The 17148-nt window shown below is 52.5% G+C and carries 14 protein-coding genes; 13 read left to right on the top strand and 1 reads right to left on the bottom strand.

All coding sequences use genetic code 11. The features are described from left to right. Positions 1 to 19 precede the first annotated feature (19 nt). The 7 genes from ACFQI7_RS10540 (at position 20) to ACFQI7_RS10570 (ending at position 9388) form a co-directional block, all read left to right on the top strand. Complete coding sequence (locus ACFQI7_RS10540) at positions 20 to 1009, top strand: LacI family DNA-binding transcriptional regulator (RefSeq protein WP_218099298.1); 990 nt, start codon at positions 20 to 22, stop codon at positions 1007 to 1009. A gap of 266 nt (positions 1010 to 1275) precedes the next feature. Continuing rightward, positions 1276 to 2049 (top strand): hypothetical protein, encoded by a 774-nt coding sequence (locus tag ACFQI7_RS10545; protein ID WP_218099297.1) that lies wholly within the window; start codon positions 1276 to 1278, stop codon positions 2047 to 2049. Positions 2050 to 2195: 146 nt separating this feature from the next. After that, complete coding sequence (locus ACFQI7_RS10550; protein ID WP_218099296.1) at positions 2196 to 3539, top strand: ABC transporter substrate-binding protein; 1344 nt, start codon at positions 2196 to 2198, stop codon at positions 3537 to 3539. 56 nt (positions 3540 to 3595) lie between these two features. Beyond that, positions 3596 to 5422, top strand: a complete 1827-nt coding sequence (locus ACFQI7_RS10555; RefSeq protein ID WP_218099295.1) for a right-handed parallel beta-helix repeat-containing protein — start codon at positions 3596 to 3598, stop codon at positions 5420 to 5422. Positions 5423 to 5549: 127 nt separating this feature from the next. Beyond that, the gene (locus ACFQI7_RS10560; RefSeq protein ID WP_218099294.1) at positions 5550 to 6551 is read left to right on the top strand and encodes a hydroxyacid dehydrogenase; all 1002 of its coding nucleotides are present in this window, start codon (positions 5550 to 5552) and stop codon (positions 6549 to 6551) included. Between the two features lie 214 nt (positions 6552 to 6765). Continuing rightward, positions 6766 to 8124 carry an extracellular solute-binding protein gene (locus ACFQI7_RS10565; RefSeq protein WP_218099293.1) on the top strand — a complete coding sequence of 453 codons (1359 nt, stop codon included), beginning with the start codon at positions 6766 to 6768 and terminating at the stop codon, positions 8122 to 8124. Between the two features lie 187 nt (positions 8125 to 8311). Continuing rightward, positions 8312 to 9388, top strand: coding sequence for a Gfo/Idh/MocA family protein (locus ACFQI7_RS10570; RefSeq protein ID WP_218099292.1), 1077 nt, complete (start codon positions 8312 to 8314; stop codon positions 9386 to 9388). A gap of 71 nt (positions 9389 to 9459) precedes the next feature. On the opposite strand, the gene ACFQI7_RS10575 is transcribed toward ACFQI7_RS10570, so the two are convergent. Beyond that, positions 9460 to 9612 (bottom strand): hypothetical protein, encoded by a 153-nt coding sequence (locus ACFQI7_RS10575; protein ID WP_218099291.1) that lies wholly within the window; start codon positions 9610 to 9612, stop codon positions 9460 to 9462. 262 nt (positions 9613 to 9874) lie between these two features. On the opposite strand from ACFQI7_RS10575, the gene ACFQI7_RS10580 reads away from it, so the two are divergent. The 6 genes from ACFQI7_RS10580 (at position 9875) to ACFQI7_RS10605 (ending at position 17121) form a co-directional block, all read left to right on the top strand. Continuing rightward, entirely contained in the window at positions 9875 to 11191 is a 1317-nt protein-coding gene (locus tag ACFQI7_RS10580; RefSeq protein ID WP_218099290.1) for an ABC transporter substrate-binding protein, read from the top strand. Positions 11192 to 11270: 79 nt separating this feature from the next. Then, entirely contained in the window at positions 11271 to 12413 is a 1143-nt protein-coding gene (locus ACFQI7_RS10585; protein WP_218099289.1) for a rhamnogalacturonan acetylesterase, read from the top strand. A 273-nt stretch (positions 12414 to 12686) separates the two neighbouring features. Beyond that, positions 12687 to 13574: a cation diffusion facilitator family transporter gene (locus ACFQI7_RS10590; protein ID WP_218099288.1), complete on the top strand. Its 888-nt coding sequence runs from the start codon at positions 12687 to 12689 to the stop codon at positions 13572 to 13574. A gap of 191 nt (positions 13575 to 13765) precedes the next feature. Further along, positions 13766 to 15067: an ABC transporter substrate-binding protein gene (locus ACFQI7_RS10595; protein ID WP_218099287.1), complete on the top strand. Its 1302-nt coding sequence runs from the start codon at positions 13766 to 13768 to the stop codon at positions 15065 to 15067. A gap of 24 nt (positions 15068 to 15091) precedes the next feature. Beyond that, a complete protein-coding gene (locus tag ACFQI7_RS10600; RefSeq protein ID WP_218099286.1) occupies positions 15092 to 16192 on the top strand; it encodes a dipeptide epimerase in 1101 nt (366 codons plus the stop codon). Further along, entirely contained in the window at positions 16192 to 17121 is a 930-nt protein-coding gene (locus tag ACFQI7_RS10605) for a C40 family peptidase (RefSeq protein WP_218099285.1), read from the top strand. Before ACFQI7_RS10600 ends, ACFQI7_RS10605 begins: the two co-directional genes overlap by 1 nt. The last annotated feature ends 27 nt before the right edge of the window (positions 17122 to 17148 follow it).

Genomic DNA, 17148 nt, shown 5'->3' on the forward strand with positions numbered 1-17148 from the left:
AAAAGGAAGGTCCGCCACCATGAGTTCGGTAAAAGAGGTAGCAAAACGGGCCAACGTTTCCGTCGCAACCGTATCCCGGGTTTTGAACAACGATCCGGTCGTTAAGCAGTCAACGAAAGAGAAAGTGCTCGAAGTCATTAAGGAAATGAACTACAAGCCGAATTTATTGGCCAAAAATTTACGAAAGCAAGCGAGCAAAACGATCGTCATGGTGCTGCCTGCGATGTCCAATCCATATTTTGCGGAAATCGCCAGGGGAGCGCAGGCGGCGGCGTACGATTTCGGATACCATATCATTATCGGTACGATGGAGTCGAAACGCTGGATATTGGACACCTACGTCAATTTGTTAAAAACGAATTTGGCGGAAGGGATGATCTTCGTATCGTCCAGCGCAGACCGGGAGCTCCTGCAAACGTTGGTGGGCGATTATCCTATCGTGCTGTGCACCGAGAACTACCCGGGAATCGGCGCTACGTGCGTATCGATCGATAACAAGCAGGCAGGGTATGAAGCGACGAGGGAGCTGTTGCGCCGGGGACACCGGTCTATCGCTTATATTGCGGGCAACAGACAATCCAGCTCCGTTCTCGGACGAATCGAAGGATACAAAGAGGCGCTGATCGAAGCGGGAATCGAGTACAACCCGGAGCTCGTTGCCGGCTCCAAAAATAACTTCGAAAACGTCACGGAGGCGATGAACGGCATCCTCGGCAAAGGCTTCGGGATCGACGGCGTCATAACTCACTCCGATTTGCAGGCATCGTATATATTGAAGGGTATCAAAGAGAATCTGATCCCGCTCGAAGCTTCAATCGGGCTGATCAGCTTTGACGGCACGTTTATCGCCGAAATTACGAATCCGAGCATCACGACGATCGTGCAGCCTTTGTATGACCTGGGTTATACTTCGGTGCACCAGTTGGTGCTGAAGCTTCAGAACGATCTGGCGGAAGCGCCGCAAGGGGTTGTGATTTTGCCGCATGAATTGGTCATAAGAGAGACATGAAGCCGGACTATAAGGAGCTCCTGTAGGGTTGAACCGACCGCCTTGCAGCGAGGGAAATGCGCGCCTGGAGATTTGTGTGCATCCTTAAGTCGGACAAAAATGTAATCGATTACGAAAGGTGGCGCTGCCTATGTAAATCATTCGATCAGCTGTCGGGAAAGCGGGGGCCGAATTCGAGAAAGCAAGGAAAGTTCATGGCTAAGACCGATCAGAGCACTAAACGTTAACACGCGAGCAAGGATACATTCAGGAGGTCTATTCGGAACATGATTACCATTACAAATAGAAAAGTGCAAGGATTTCAGCCCGTATGGGCTCCGTTTTACGGTTTCTCGCTGCTGTTCGATCATCAGGGAGACAGTTATTGCCCGATAACCAGAACGGACGGTCTCGAGAAATTATGCTGCCGGACGGGAGTGAAGGAGCTGTCTTTTTACCAGACGCTATGGGAACAGGCGAAGGAAACGGGCCATATGGAACGAAAGTACTTGTTTTGTCCGCTGCCGCTGCATTCGTACCATGTGACGGTATGGGATGGGCTCAATGATTATAACGTCAACAAATTGCGGGAAAGCGACCGGACTCAAGTAGCCGCATTATTGAAAGGGCTGCCGGGTACGATGTTGACGGACCGCTCCATCTTGTTCATGGAAGATGCGAGACCTCTAACGATACAAACCACTCCTATCCAATTTAAGTACGATAAACTGGAGAAGTGGAACAACAGCTCGATTGTCGCCAGGATCAAGCCGGCCAACGATGAATCCGTTTACAGACTTGAACGGATCGAGGACAATCGGTCGAAGCTGAATCAGCTATTCCTTGAGCGGTACGGCATTGCCACCTCGACGACGGAATACAGGCCGCACGTATCGATCGGATATTTTGCCAATAAGGAGCTTGGCGCACTGGCGGAAGCCGCAGTGGATGAACTGCACGGCCGTCTCGAGACGGTAATGAAAGGCCGTACGATCACATTCTACGGAATCAGTTTATACGGGATGACCGACATGGAAACGTTTATTAGAAAACAGCGGTAATTCGAACGAACCCTTTTTATCGCAAGTTTACACTATTCGGGTATGGTTTTAACAGCCGATTGCTACGATAAATGCCGGTCGACCTTTATATGTAAAAATGTAATCGATTACGAAACTCATCCTATTTTTGAAAAGGAGTCCTAACCATGAACAAAAGATTCAAAAGCTTCACGTCCTCATCACCCCAATGCAAAGTTTCGACGTATCTCTGCATACCTGCCGTATTCATAACCGCGCTGTTGTCCGGCTGCGGAAACGGAAATGCGCCGGATGACGCGTCCAAAACCAAGACGACGGAGCAGCAGGAGCCGGTGACGGTTAAGGTCGGCGTGAAGGCAAGCGGCTATTTAACGGACGAGGAATTCAAACGGTTTATCGCGGAGCCGGTGAAAAAGAAGTATCCATGGATTACGGCAGAGAAGACTGCCTATGACGATAAGCTGCTGCCTGAGCAAGTGACGGCAAAGCAAGTGCCGGACATCATCATTACGAATAACGTAAACGGCATTCCGATCATCAGCGAAATGAAGCTGCTCGAACCGATGACGGAAGGCATCAAGAAGCATAACATCGACTTGTCGCGTTTTGAGCCGCAAGCGCTCGAGGCCATCAAAGCGGCAACGCGTTCAAATGATTTGGTCGCCCTGCCTTATACACAAAATTTCAGCGCGCTGTACTATAACAAAGACATCTTCGATAAATTCGCCGTTCCTTATCCGAAAGACGGCATGACTTGGCAGGAAGCGGCGGAGCTTGCGCGAAAAGTGACGAAGGTGGACGGAGGCGTGCAATACCGCGGTCTGGAGCCGAACGTACCGGAGCGCATGGGGTCGCAGCTGTCGGTTCCGCTGGTCGATGCCACAACGAATCGCGCCCTTGTAAATACGGAGCAGTGGAAAAAAGTGATGCAGCAGGCGGCGGACATTTATACGATTCCCGGCAATGGCAAGCATGCATGGAAAACGGCGGGAATCAACCTGTTCGTAAAGGACCGCACACTTGCGATGCATGCCGATGTGAATATTATCGCTACGGGACGCTTCGGGGATTTGCCCGATTTCAATTGGGATATGGCGTCTTACCCTGTGTTTCCCGATGCTCCGGGTATAGGGATGGGCCCTGACATGCACATCTTGGTTCCGACGAGCACAAGCCAGCACAAGGACGATGTATATCGTGTCATTACGACGGTAATCTCCGACGAAGTGCAGCTCGATATGGCGGGACAAGGAAAAACGAGCGTAATGAAGGACGGCAAGTTCAAAACCGCGTTCGGTAAAGATTTGGCCTTCCTCAAAGGTAAAAACATAGCCGCTCCGTTCAAAACGTCGGCAGCCAAACCTTATACGCCGACCTTGCACGATACGATTGCCATGAGCGCCATTCAAGCCGAGTTAAGGGAAATGTTCACCAAAGGTAAGGATGTTAATTCGGCTTTGCGGGCAGCGGAGGAGAAGATTAATAAAGACATCGAGGCTAAGCTGAAATAGCTGCATACATGTTAATGCGTCGCGTAGAACGATATTGATGGTGGGGTGAAGCGTACATGTCCGATCATGGCAATAACACTTCGAAGCGGCTGCTCAGCAGAAGAAAGCTGCTTCAATCGCTCGGTGCTGTCGGGACGGTAATGGCGGTCGGCTCCGTTGCGGCTGCGCTCGCGAGCGATGCCCGGGGAGACGGTTCGCAGACGTCGGCAGCGGCCGACGATGTGTCCAGACAAAAAAACGGCAACACCACGCCCGCTCCGGTATATGACGTGAGACAATTTGGCGCGGCCGGAAACGGCGTGAGCGATGACACGTCTGCTTTTGAGCGCGTGCTTGGCGAAATTCAACGGAACGGGTTCGGGACCATGTACGTTCCGCCCGGCGTGTATGTCGTGACGCGGGTGCTTCGGTTGTATCGGAATACGTCGATCCGAATGGAAGAAGGCGCGGTGCTGCGGAAGATGGGATCGCCCGACGCGAACCTGAAGCTGTTTGTCAACGGCGACGTCGGCAACGACCAATATGCCAAAGGATACGAAGGCGACGGCGGCATTACGGTGATCGGCGGGACGATCGATCTGTGCGGCAATACGCATCCGCCGAAAGATCCGAATAAAAACTTTCAAGCGTTTGCCATCGCCCATGCGGACCGTATCCATATCGAACGGGTTCGTTTCATCAACGGGCATAACGGGCACATCATCGAATTCAACTCAAGCCGGAACGTCAAACTGCTTCACTGCGTATTCCAGGATCAAAAGGTAGCTTCGGACGGGCAATATGAGATGGTGCAGATCGATTTTGCATCGAAGGAAGCTTTCCCGACATTCGGCGCTTTCGACGACACGCCGTGCCGCGACGTGCTCATTGAAGGATGCACGTTTACGAACGGCCATAGGGGAGTCGGTACGCACGGCTCCAAGTATGACGCTTCCGGCAAGCAGGTGTTTCATGAAAACATTCGAATCGTCAACAACCACTTCAAACAATTGGCCGACATCGCCATCAAGCCGGAGAGCTACAGAAATGCCGTCGTGACGGGAAATACGATTGAGCAAACCGGCGGCGCCGGGATCGCACTGTACTCTTGCAATCAGGTGCTCATCAGCGGCAACGTGCTTCGCGAGATCGGGCAGCATGGCATCGCCGTCTCACGGAAAAGCGTAAACGGAGGTTTTGAAGAACCGTCCGTACACATTCGCGTATCGGACAACGTGATTCACAATGTGAAATACAGCGCGATTCGGGTCATTTCCGGCGATCAAATTACGTTGTCGGGCAATTGCAGCGCGGCCGCAAACCGGGAAGCCGTCTTTATTTCTGACACGCGCCGGCTCACGGTGAAGGGCAACGTGCTGCGCGGGGCGTCTCAGGAGAAGGCGGGCGGGTACAACGCCATTCGTCTTGAAGGCTGTACTGACACGGAAGCAAGCGGCAATCACGTAAGCAATGACGGGTATGACAAGCTTTACGGTTACGCCTTGTATATCGCTGCCGGCAATGCGGGAACCACGGCGAGCGGCAATTACATGGCGAGAGGCGCTTCGGGCACGGTTCGCAGCGAAGCGGCTGATACACGGATCGCTCCGGAGAACCGGGAGACGATGCTCACGGGGACTTTGAATATTTCCGCCGGAACGGTCGATTTGCTCGACGATATTTCGAAATATAGAATCGTTATCGTCGCGACCGGAGCCGTTTCCTCCGGCGAGCTTCGTCATGAAACGGCCAGAGGCTGGCAGGCGGAAGGCTTCAGACCGGGAACCGATTACATTCATGTTCAGACCGCCGGCGGCCAATTCGTAGCCAAGATCGAGTCGGGAACCCGGCTTCGGATCGTGAGCGCCAGCGATCCGCTGCGTTACATCATCGGCGTTACATAGGAAAAAAGGAATCAAAGGAATGATTTACATCACAAACCGCCTGATCTATAATTATAATCGTTTAGATGGGAACCAGCTTAGACCGAGCTCTGTCATACGATGCTATGATCGGTGGGTGATAGGTTCAATGAAGAAAAAGGCGTTGTTTATTGGAAGGCCGCAAAGCATTCAGATGGTATACAATCCCGAAATACGAAATGAGCTCTACCAGCTTGCGGACATTTATCCGGAAATCGTGAGCAGGGAACAGTTGGAGGAACATGCCTCCGAACTACAATCGATCGAAGTCGCATTCTCCACCTGGGGCATGCCGGCACTGACCGAGAATGAAATACGGCGCTATTTGCCAAATTTGAAAGCGCTATTTTATGCGGCGGGCAGCGTGCAATCTTTCGCCCGGCCTTTTCTGCATTGCGGCGTCACCGTCGTTAGCGCCTGGGCTGCCAACGCCGTCCCCGTGGCTGAGTATGCGGCCGCGCAAATCGTGCTTGCCAACAAAGGCTACTTTCAAAGCGCTCTCCTGAACAAGCAAAGCCGTCAGGAAGCGGCGCGGTATGCGAGGGCGTTTCCCGGCAATTACAACGCCAAGGTCGGCATCATCGGCGCGGGCATGATCGGACGTAAAGTGATCGAGATGTTGAAGCCGTATCAGCTTGAAATTTGGGTGTTCGACCCGTTCTTGCCCGATGAAACGGCCGCCCGGCTGAATGTCGCCAAGACCGGTCTGATTGACGTTTTCTCGCAATGCCAGACGATTTCCAATCATTTGGCGAATGTGCCGGAAACGGTAGGGATGCTGAACAAAGAACATTTTGACCGGATGCTCCCGTATGCGACTTTTATTAATACGGGCAGGGGCAAACAGGTGGTTGAGACCGATTTGATCCGCGCGCTTAGCGACGTACCTACCCGAACCGCCGTACTCGACGTCACTTATCCGGAGCCCGTCCCGCCGGAAAGCGAGCTGCTGAAGCTGGACAACGTCATTTTGACTCCGCATATCGCGGGCAGCAACCAAACGGAAGTCGAGCGTATGGCCAAATACGCGATCGATGAATTTCGCAGATATGTGCAGGAGGAAGCGCTCCAGTACCGGGTATCGCTCAAAATGCTGGAGACGATGGCATAATGAATGAATACGCATGATGATGGAAAGGGCCGCAATCGCTCTTTCCTTTTCCTGCTGCTCGAGGGATTGCGCCTAAGCCCGAGATCATCCCGATACCCAAGCTTGTTGCAACGTTATGACCATTGCGATATGCTAGAATTTGAGCCTTCCATGACGAGTCGTCACGGGAGTATCGGGCTTATCAAAAAAATCGTATCATGCGGTGGGATAAAAATTGACGAATCCAAGCGGCCGAACGAAGTTTCGGGTGAAATTAGAACAATTTATACAATCGATAAGAAGCGACATTCTTTCCGGGAAACGCCAGGTCGGCGATTTTTTGCCTTCGGAAAAAGCGCTCAGCGGGCAGTTCGGCTTAAGCAATAATTCGATCCGCAAAGGGCTCGACGTGCTGCTCGCCGAAGGACTGATCGAGAAAATTCCGAAAGTCGGCAACAAAATTGTAACCCCTCCGGGCAATACGGAATTTACGATCCGGTTCGGGTATCATCCGACAGTGCTGGAAGAAGCGGCGCTGCACTTGCTGCTCAACGACTTTCACGACCAGTTTCCCCACATTCAAGTCGTACCCGTCCCGATCCAGAACAACAGCATCGACGAGTACATCAAAGCGGGGCTGCTCGATGCGGTGACGCTCAACTACAACAATTTCCGATCGTTCATGGAAGCGGATTTGCTGGATATGCTGGAGCCTCAGGAGCCAAGTCCGCAAATTTATCCGTATTTGAATAAAGCGTTCTCCAGCGATGGCGAGCTGCTCGTTCAGCCCTTCATTTTCTCGCCGCTGGTCATTTGCTATAACAAGAAGCATTTTACCGAAGCGGGCCTGCTTGAACCGGACAGCAGCTGGACATGGGGAGACTTGATCGATAACGCGCTGAAATTGAGCGAGAAAAATGACGGGCTCGGCTTTTACGTGCATTTGTTCTCGAATAACCGATGGCCCGTATTTTTGCTGCAAAGCGGCTACCGGTTTCAAAAAGGAGAAAACGGGCGCTATCAGGTGACCGGAACTTCGTGCATTGAAGGACTGCGCGTCTGCAAAGATTTGCTGCAGCAATTCAAAATACCGCCGATCTTCGAAAATGAAGCGGAAGCCGAGAAGCTGTTTCTGGAGGAGCATGTATCGATCATTATGACGAACTACTTCCGGCTGAACCGGTTGTCCGGCGCCTCGTTTCCTTATGACATCGCACCGATTCCGTATTTGAACCAAGCCAGGACGCTGATGCTGACAATCGGGCTTGCGCTTTGTTCGAATTCCAAGAAGAAGGAAGCGGCGCAAATTTTGATCGATTACTTGATTTCGTATCGCGCTCAACTGCTGATCCGGCAGCATACGCTAAGTGTGCCGAGTCTGAAGACGGCAGCCGAATGGGTCGGGAAAGAATCGATGTACCGGCCGTCGCGCTTCCATCTGTATCGCGAGATTGCGCCGACGTTTAGTCTGTACACCGATTTGAATTTGAAGGAGTCGCAGCTCAATGCTGCTTTGCGCGAAGCGAAGCTGTATTGGTCCGGATTGTCGTCGGAGCAGACGGTGTGCAGCAGACTCGAAGAGATTTTGAATTGACGAAATCTAGTGTTTACAAGATGGAATGAAACCGCTTATTATGGATATGAACCAGAAATGAACTACCAGTCGTTTGATAGCGGGCTCGGCGAATTTTACGGTGAAACCGTTACGAACAGGTGGCAGTATCATCAGGGGAACTTGTACTTATCATTAAACGGGAATGGCGAAGAGGAGGAACAATTCAATGAGCGGTCGCGTGGTGAAGGTCGGGATCATCGGACAAGGACGTAGCGGTAGGAACATTCACGGGAACAATTTGATCAAATGGCCGGAATTATTCAAAATAACTGCGGTAGCTGACGGTCTGGAGGACCGGCGCGAGCGGGCGAAGAAGGAATACGGCTGCAATGCGTATGCTACATGGAACGAGATGGTTGAGCAAGAAGAGTTGGATCTTGTCGTCAACGCATCCCCGAGCCATTTGCATTTCTCCAGCACACTCGAGCTGCTGAACCGCGGCTTCAACGTGCTATGCGAAAAGCCGCTGGCCAAGACGCCGGAAGAAGTGGATCGGCTCATCGAGGCGTCCGCGCAATCCGGGAAAATGCTCGCCGTCTTTCAGCAATCCCGCTTCATGCCGGCTTACGTGCAGCTGCGTAAAGTGATCGACTCCGGCGTACTGGGCCGCATTGTGCAGGTCGATTTTGCGAACAACGGATTCGCCCGCAGATGGGACTGGCAGACGCTGCAAAGCAACAACGGAGGCAACCTTCTTAACACGGGCCCGCACCCGGTCGATCAGGCGCTGCAGCTGCTGGGGCCGGATATGCCGCAGGTGCTCTGCGTCATGGATCGCGCCAATACGTTCGGCGATGCCGAAGACTACGTGAAACTGATCATGCGCGCCCCGGGACGACCGGTCATTGATCTGGAGATCTCGTCCTGCTGCTCGTATTCGAGACCGCAATTCAATATTCAAGGAACGAACGGCGGGCTTACCGGCAATACGAACAAGTTGGAGTGGAAATATTTCAAGCCGGAAGAAGCACCGGCTCAACAGCTTACGCAGGAGCCGTTGTTCGACCAGAACGGAAATCCGGCGTATTGCAAAGAAACGCTTACATGGTATAACGACAATTGGGAATTGTCGCTCCCTGCGGGCGTATCTTCCTTCGACTTCATGACGGGTGAATTTTACCGGATGCTCCACCGTTCGATGGTGGACGGAGCAGCGCTCGAAGTGACGCCGCAGCAGGTCAGGCTGCAGATGGCGGTCATGGAGGAATGCCGCAGACAGAACCCGCACATATACTCCGCTTAAGCCGGCTTTGAGATGTCGGCTCCAAGCTGCCCGGCACCGAGTTGGCGCCGGGCTTACATATATGCTTCGATTTACAGGCTACGAATAAAACAATGCGCGACAGCTTCAAGGAACGCCTCGCGCTGTTGCCGCCAAGAGATTGATCCGGTGCAAGCGGCGGCATCTTCTTCTTCATACTCTTCTTTCGTCAGGCATCCGCCCACAAAGGCTGCCACTTCTTTCATACGCATGGCTGCCGCAGCGGCAACGGGATTGTATCCGGCTGCTCGGCATCCTGCTTTCCTTTTTTCGCAAACAAGGCTTTTTCCGAATGACCGGCAGGTGTGCAAATAATGGAGATCATCGTGTTATTCCTCGTACAAATAATGAGAAACATCGTGCAAAGACTTTGGGCTTCACGGTTTGTTATGTTAAGGATAAACGAAACGAAATGGTTGCCTGCGAAATCAATAAGCCGACGTATATAGCGAGAGGGGAAAAGCTACGATGAAAAGTAGAACGAAACTCACCGCATTCCTGCTTGTCACCGCGATGACGGCCTCCGTCTTTGCCGGCTGCGCCAAAGAGAGCGCCACGGCGGACAATCCTTCCGCTACGGACAAAACCGCGGATAACAAACCGAAAGAGCCGGTCACCGTCACCATGTACAACCACTTCAACAATATATCCGAAGACCGCATCCAGCAATTTTTAATCGAGCCGCTGAAGCAAAAGCTGCCGCATGTAACGCTTCAAGTGATCAAGCACGAGAAGGGCTCGACGCTCGAGGAGCTCGTTGCCGCCGGCTCGTTCCCTGATTTGTACTACGGCAGCAACGTAGGGTTTATTTCTTATTTAACGATGAATCTTCAAAACAATATGAACGATTTATTTAAAAAGCATAACGTCGATTTAGGCCGATTTGAGCCGTGGAGCACCGATGCGATCAAGCTGTTCGGGAACAACGGGGAGATGTACGGCATTCCGTTCTCGGCCAATTATGGCGCGCTGCTCTACAACAAGGATATTTTCGACCGTTTCGGCGTGCCGTACCCGAAGGACGGCATGACCTGGGACGAAGTCACCGATCTTGGCCGCAAGCTGACGCGTGTGGACAATGGCGTTCAATACATCGGATTTGATCCGGGGACGGTTTCGAATATGGCTTCGGGCATTTCTTTGACTTATTTGGACGAAAAGGCGAACAAGTCGCTGTTCAATAACGAGGATTGGAAACGTATTTTCGCCCAGTTCAAAAACGCATATTCGGCTCCCGGCTACGTACAGAACGGCAAATTCGATTACGGCATGAACGGTTTTGTGAAAGACAAAGTGGTAGCGATGCTTCCCGTCTGGGCACTGCAGGTGCTGAATGCGCAGAAGGAGCTGGAGGGCATGAATTGGGATATGGTAACGGTGCCGAATTTCAAGGAGCGTTTGGGCCAGGGCCGCTCGGTCGATATTCATATGCTCGCCGTTTCCAGCGTCAGTAAAAACAAGGATGCCGCCATGGAAGTGCTGAAAGTGATTACATCCGATGAAGTTCAGATGAAAATGAGCCAACTCGGGACGCCTAGCGTGTTGAAGAACGAAGAAATCAAAAAAAGCTATGGGACGCAAGTGGCGCAATATAAAGGAAAGAACAGCCAGGCGTTATTCAAGACGAAGCCTGGGGCGCCTTACTTGATCACCAAGAACGAAAACTTGATCCGCGCCTTTCCGGACAATGCCAGAAAGGAGCTTGCTACCGGCTCTAAGGATGTAAATACGGTGGCGCGCGAAATGGAAGAGCAGGCGAATCAGAAGCTAGCGGAAGCGAAATGAACGGAATCGATCCGATTCAACCATCGGCCTTGGCTGGTGGTCTTTTTAGTTTACGCCTTTGCGCGAAAGGAAAATGAATATGAACATACAGTGGAAGTTTGCGATCAACGATGCGCAGCGGGATGAGGAACCGGGATGGACCAGGCTCGCACTTGACGATCCGTACGATCCGGTTTCGGGATTCGGTTTTACCGTGGCTGCGGAAGCTTCGAAGAACGAGGATTTGCGGGATTCCTGGCCCGGCGACTACTTCGATCAGCCGGTACCCACTTTGCTTATCGACGTCCCGTACGGGAACTATAAAGTAACGATCACGCTGGGGAGCGAAGAATCGGCATCGGATACGACGGTGAAAGCGGGATTAGGACATATCCTGTTGAAAGACTTCGCATTGCCGCCGGGCAAAACGGTTCGCAGGTCGTTCGCCGTTCACGTGGAAGACGGACAACTCAAGCTTGCAGTGGCTGGCGCCGCGCCAAAGATCCGATCCGTTGAAATCGAACGGGCCCCGGTCCTGCCGACGCTTTATTTGGCCGGGGATTCCACGGTGACGGATCAGCCCTCCGGCCAGTATCCATATTCCGGCTGGGGACAAATGATAGGTTTATTTTTGACATCCGATATCGCCGTATCGAACCAGGCCCGTTCGGGCCGAAGCTCCAAGAGCTTCATTAGTGAAAGCCGTCTGAATAAAATATGGAAGAAACTGAGGCCTTCCGATGTGCTGCTCGTTCAATTCGCCCACAACGACGAGAAAGACAACGACGGCGGAACGGAGCCGTTTTCGACGTATCAGCAGCATTTGAAATTGTATATCGACGGGGCAAGACATCGCGGCGCTTATCCCGTCCTTGTATCCCCGATGCACAGACGGTTTTTCGACGAGCAAGGGAACATCCGCAATACGCATGGCGATTATATCGAAGCGATGAAGCAGCTGGCCGAGGCGGAGCGTGTGCCGTATATCGATTTGGCGGCGCGAAGCAAAACGTATTTCGAGCGGCTCGGCGAGGATGCGACGAAACACATTTTCCTTTGGGCAGCGCCTGGCGAATGTGTAAACTTCCCGGAGGGGCTGCAGGACAACACCTATTTTTCAGAGCGAGGGGCGATCGAGATTGCGAGGCTGGTAGCGGAATGCGTTCAGGAAGCGGGAATCGAGCCGCTCGCAACGTATATGCGTGCGCCGATGGCAGCGAACCGCGCCGGCACGGCTGAATAAGGAGAGCGGGCTACCACGGTCTCGCGCGAAAATTGGATCTATCCCCCGACGCAGTCGTTTCTAAAATATGCGAAAGACACTTTGCCGTATCGACGAATGTATGCTATATTGATCTAACGCTTATATTATGAATGTGGTGATGGATAGTGCGTGCGAATAATTCACGGTGTACATTTCGAACTTATACAATGCCAATGGCTACCAAACCTTGACCGGAGACGGTCAAGGTTTTTTGTTTCCTTGGGGAAAAAGTTCTGGCGGGGGTAATAAAAGATGGGTCAAGGTAACAATGCGTCGATGATTGCGGCGTGGATAAGTCTGATCAGCAATATTGTATTAACGGTCATGAAGCTGGTCGTAGGTTTTATATTCAACAGCCAGGTGCTTCTCGCCGACGGCGTTCATAACGCGGGAGACGTCATCGCGACGGCGGCATCGCTCACTTCCATGCGCATTTCCAAGCGCCCGGCGGACGAAGATCATCCTTACGGACACGGCAAGGCGGAAGTGCTCAGCTCGGGCATCGTAGCAATCATACTCGCGATCGCGGCGCTGTATATCGCATACGAATCGGTCACCGCATTTTTCGAAGAGCCTGCGAGGGCGAGCGTAGCCGCGCTGATCGCCGCTGTCGTTTCGCTAATATGGAAGCAGATTTTGTATGTATACACGATTCGCATAGGCAAAAGCGCCAACAGTAAAGGCTTGATCGCGACCGCTTACGACCATCTGGCCGACGTGTATGCATCACTCGCGGCGGTTGCCGGCATCGGGCTCGCCCTGATCGGCGAGCATTACGGGCTGCACTACTTGACATACGGAGATCCGTTCGCCGGTATAATCGTATCCGTACTCGTGCTTAAGCTGGCTTACCACATGGGACAGGAAGCGTCCGATGTGCTGATGGAGAAGGCGGTTAGCCAAGAGAAGCTCGAGCAATACGCGGCGCTTGTGATGTCGGTGCCCGAAGTCAAACGCATCGACCGGCTGCGCGCAAGAGAGCACGGTCACTACATTTTGGTGGACGTTCGCGTCAGCGTGCCGGGCGACAAGACGATTCAAGAAGGACACGACATCTCGAGGAAAATCAAAAAGGCAATTACCGACAGGCACGCTGACGTGGATGAAGTGTTAATTCACATTAATCCGTGGTACGAATAACAGTAAAATATTGCATGTGCCGACCCCGTATTGGCGGTCGGTCTTTTTTGTTATAATTCCGTTATGTAAATGAATTATGGAAATGATTGAAAAAAACAAGAAACAAAATTTCACGAAACTGTTTACAATAAGAAACATAATTTTATATAATCATAGTTGAAGAGGACGACTTTTCCGAGGAGGACGTAAAAATGAAACGGAGCAAGTTAATTTTCAGTTCGATGCTTCTGTTGACTACTGCACTGGCAAGTGCGTGTGGAAACGCTTCCACACCAAATGATGCAAAAGCGGGAGCAGGGGGCGAAGTAAGCAAACCGAAGGGGGATCCGGTGAAGCTGACGATGTACAGCTGGAGACCGGAAGACAAAGAAGGCTACGCAAAAATTATTGCGGCATTCGAGAAAGACAACCCGGACATCAAAGTGGATTTCAAACCACTCAAATCGACGGAGTACAACACGATTTTGGCCAATTCGCTGCAATCCGGCATCGGCGTCGACATTTTGCAGCTTCGCCCGTATGACGGCGCGAGAGCGCTGGCGGATGCGAATTACCTGGTACCTGTCGATGGCGTAAAAGGCCTCGATGGAATTCCAAGCGCATACTTGGACGCGGCCAGAGGCAGCGACAATAAAGTATACGGCGTACCGTTCATGCTGAACAATGCGGTCATTTTCTACAACAAGAAAATTTTCACAGACAACAACATTCAAGTGCCGGAGACTTGGGACGAATTCGTCAAAGTCGGCGAAACGCTGAAGAGCAAAAACATTGTTCCGATCGCGCAATCGGGCAAAGCGGCTTATCTGCTCTCTATGACGCACACCGTTATCGGACCGAGCGCTTACGGTGGCAACGATTATGTACAAGCCTTGCTTAAAGGGACAACGAAATTTACCGATGCCAAATTTGTCGATTCCATTAACCGGATGAAGCAACTCGATACGTTCTTCCCTAAAGATTTCGTGGCGCTTGAGGATAAGGACGCACAAGCATTGTTTTACACCGGCAAAGCCGCTATGTACATCAACGGCAGCCACCGGATCGAGACATTCGAAGCGAACAAAGTGGACTTCCCGATCGACTTTATCCCTGGGCTTTCCGCCAAGAAGGGCGAGCCGGCGCAAATCGCAACTTGGGTTGACGGTTCCTATGCTATTGCGAAAAGCTCCAAGTACCCGGAACAAGCGAAGAAGTTCATCGAATTTATCGCTTCGAAGCAGTTCGGTCAATTGTTCAGCGACGAGCTTACCCGGGTAAGCCCGATCAAAGGCGTTGAGCCGAAACATCCTCTGCTTAAGAGAATGGCGACGCTCAGCGAGAAAAGCAGCACGCCTTACTTGCTGCTCACGAACTTTAGTCAAGGTACGCCGACGACGAAAACAACATTTGAAGATTCGCTGCAAGGGATGTACATCGGCAAGCTGACGGTGGATAAAGTAGCGCAAGATACGCAAGCATCCGCCGACAAATGGTTCAAGCCTCAAAAATAAACAGCGCTTTGGAGGGCGGCCCAGTTGGAAATTCAAAAAGTGGAAGTCATACGCCAGTCCGTTCCTTTAAAAAAGCCGTTTATTACGTCGCTTCGAACTGTACACCGCGCCGATTCCATCATCGTGCGGATCGTAACGGATGACGGCAGAGTCGGGTGGGGGGAAGCCCCCCCTACTCTGGTCATCACCGGCGACAGCCTGGCGAGCATCGAGTCCGCGATTACGGAAGTGTTCGCACCGCTGCTGACAGGCAAAAACGTGCTCGCTTACGAGCCGTTGTTGCAATCCTTGCACCATGCCATGGTCGGCTGCAGCAGCGCGAAAGCGGCGGTCGATATGGCCATTTACGATCTTGTATCCCAGTACTGCGGATTGCCGCTGTATCAATTTCTCGGCGGAAGCAAGGAGATTTTGGAAACGGACTATACGGTGAGCGTGAACGCGCCGGAAGAAATGGGCGAGGACGCCGAGCGTTATGTGGAGGCCGGCTTTAGCGTATTGAAAATAAAAGTTGGCAAAGGCCGGATCGAGGACGACATCAAGCGAATTCAAGAAGTTCGGCGCCGCGTCGGGGACGAGATCAAAATCAGGGTCGATGCGAATCAAGGCTGGCAGGCGAAGGAAGCGGTGAAAGCGATCCGCCGCATGGAAGAGATGGGGCTGGACCTTGAGCTTGTAGAACAGCCGGTCAAGGCGCATGATCTGGAAGGATTGAAATACGTGACCGATTCGGTCGAAACGGTCATTATGGTAGACGAAGGGGTATTTTCACCTTTGCAGGCATTCGAGGTTCTAAGGCGCCGCGCGGCCGATATGATTAATATCAAGCTGATGAAAGCCGGAGGCATTTATAAAGCGCAGATCATTAATCAGTTGGCGGAGGAATACGGCGTAGAATGCATGGTGGGAAGCATGATCGAATCGCGCATTGCCGCGACGGCCGCTGCCCATCTGGCAGCAAGCAAACGCAATATTACGCGAGTAGATCTCGACGCGCCGCTGATGCTGCGAGAGGATCCCGTCATCGGAGGGGTACAGTACGACGGCCGCTTCATGACATTTCCTAAGGCACCGGGTCTCGGCATTCAAGATGTGGTGAACACATTCGGCATGGAGGTCGTTTGATGAGCGGATCGAGGAAAATGCAGGTAGCCGTGTCCGTTGCAACCGTATGGACTTCTCCCGAATCGCCCAGACCGCTGGATGAGCCTGCAACGGCAAACCCGGCGAATATCGAAGGCTGGCTGGCATCGATGACGCTGGAGGATAAGCTGGACCTGAGCGATGCGAATCGGGTGCAGACGCAGCTGCTGTACGGTTCGGAAGTTACCGTTACGGAAGAAAAGGGTGAATGGGTCAGTGTCCGGATTCCGGATCAGCTCACTTCCAAAAATATGCTCGGCTACCCGGGTTGGCTGCCGAAGCGTCAATTGACGCATGCGCCGGACACGACAACGGGTGGCATTTGGGCTGAAGTGGTCTCACCGCGGGCCGGATTGCAATCCCGCTCCGGGGCGGCTCCGATTCAGATCAGCTATCTGACGCGTTTGCCGGTCATAGAAACGGCAGGGGAAGAAATCATCGTCCGTACACCGGACGACGGCATCGGGGTTCTCGCCGCCAAGGATGTGCGAATCATTGGCGACGGAATCGGGCAACAGGCACCGGAACACCTGCATGCCGGGTTCCGCATCGTCGATCAAGCAATGAGTTTTCTGGGGCTGCCTTACTTATGGGGAGGCATGTCCGCTTTCGGTTACGACTGCTCCGGCTTCGCCTGCAGCATGTACAAGTCGCAAGGCATTCTGATTCCGCGGGACGCTTCCGATCAAGCCCGTGAAGGTCGGGCGATCGCGAACGAATCGCTGGAGCCGGGAGATTTGCTCTTTTTCGCGCATGACAAAGGAAAAGGAAGAGTTCACCATGTCGGTATTTACGCCGGCGGGAACCGGATGCTGCATTCGCCGGATTCGAAAGGTGCCGTGGAGCTCGTTGAACTTAGCGGGTTCCGGCTTGCTGAAGAACATTGCACATCGAGACGATACTGGACATAATGCAGCATCAATGTAATGGATAAGGGG

Origin of the sequence: Paenibacillus allorhizosphaerae (assembly GCF_042659105.1) — a bacterium.
Classification (GTDB): Bacteria; Bacillota; Bacilli; order Paenibacillales; family NBRC-103111; genus Paenibacillus_G; species Paenibacillus_G allorhizosphaerae.

What these genes read in the sequence shown, in the direction of transcription:
- ACFQI7_RS10585 (WP_218099289.1), top strand. Translation starts at nt 11,271, where the DNA reads ATGAACATACAGTGGAAGTTTGCGATCAACGATGCGCAGCGGGATGAG.
- ACFQI7_RS10550 (WP_218099296.1), top strand. Translation starts at nt 2,196, where the DNA reads ATGAACAAAAGATTCAAAAGCTTCACGTCCTCATCACCCCAATGCAAA.
- ACFQI7_RS10540 (WP_218099298.1), top strand. Translation starts at nt 20, where the DNA reads ATGAGTTCGGTAAAAGAGGTAGCAAAACGGGCCAACGTTTCCGTCGCA.
- ACFQI7_RS10570 (WP_218099292.1), top strand. Translation starts at nt 8,312, where the DNA reads ATGAGCGGTCGCGTGGTGAAGGTCGGGATCATCGGACAAGGACGTAGC.
- ACFQI7_RS10595 (WP_218099287.1), top strand. Translation starts at nt 13,766, where the DNA reads ATGAAACGGAGCAAGTTAATTTTCAGTTCGATGCTTCTGTTGACTACT.
- ACFQI7_RS10590 (WP_218099288.1), top strand. Translation starts at nt 12,687, where the DNA reads ATGGGTCAAGGTAACAATGCGTCGATGATTGCGGCGTGGATAAGTCTG.
- ACFQI7_RS10560 (WP_218099294.1), top strand. Translation starts at nt 5,550, where the DNA reads ATGAAGAAAAAGGCGTTGTTTATTGGAAGGCCGCAAAGCATTCAGATG.
- ACFQI7_RS10545 (WP_218099297.1), top strand. Translation starts at nt 1,276, where the DNA reads ATGATTACCATTACAAATAGAAAAGTGCAAGGATTTCAGCCCGTATGG.
- ACFQI7_RS10605 (WP_218099285.1), top strand. Translation starts at nt 16,192, where the DNA reads ATGAGCGGATCGAGGAAAATGCAGGTAGCCGTGTCCGTTGCAACCGTA.
- ACFQI7_RS10555 (WP_218099295.1), top strand. Translation starts at nt 3,596, where the DNA reads ATGTCCGATCATGGCAATAACACTTCGAAGCGGCTGCTCAGCAGAAGA.
- ACFQI7_RS10575 (WP_218099291.1), bottom strand. Translation starts at nt 9,612, where the DNA reads ATGAAAGAAGTGGCAGCCTTTGTGGGCGGATGCCTGACGAAAGAAGAG.
- ACFQI7_RS10580 (WP_218099290.1), top strand. Translation starts at nt 9,875, where the DNA reads ATGAAAAGTAGAACGAAACTCACCGCATTCCTGCTTGTCACCGCGATG.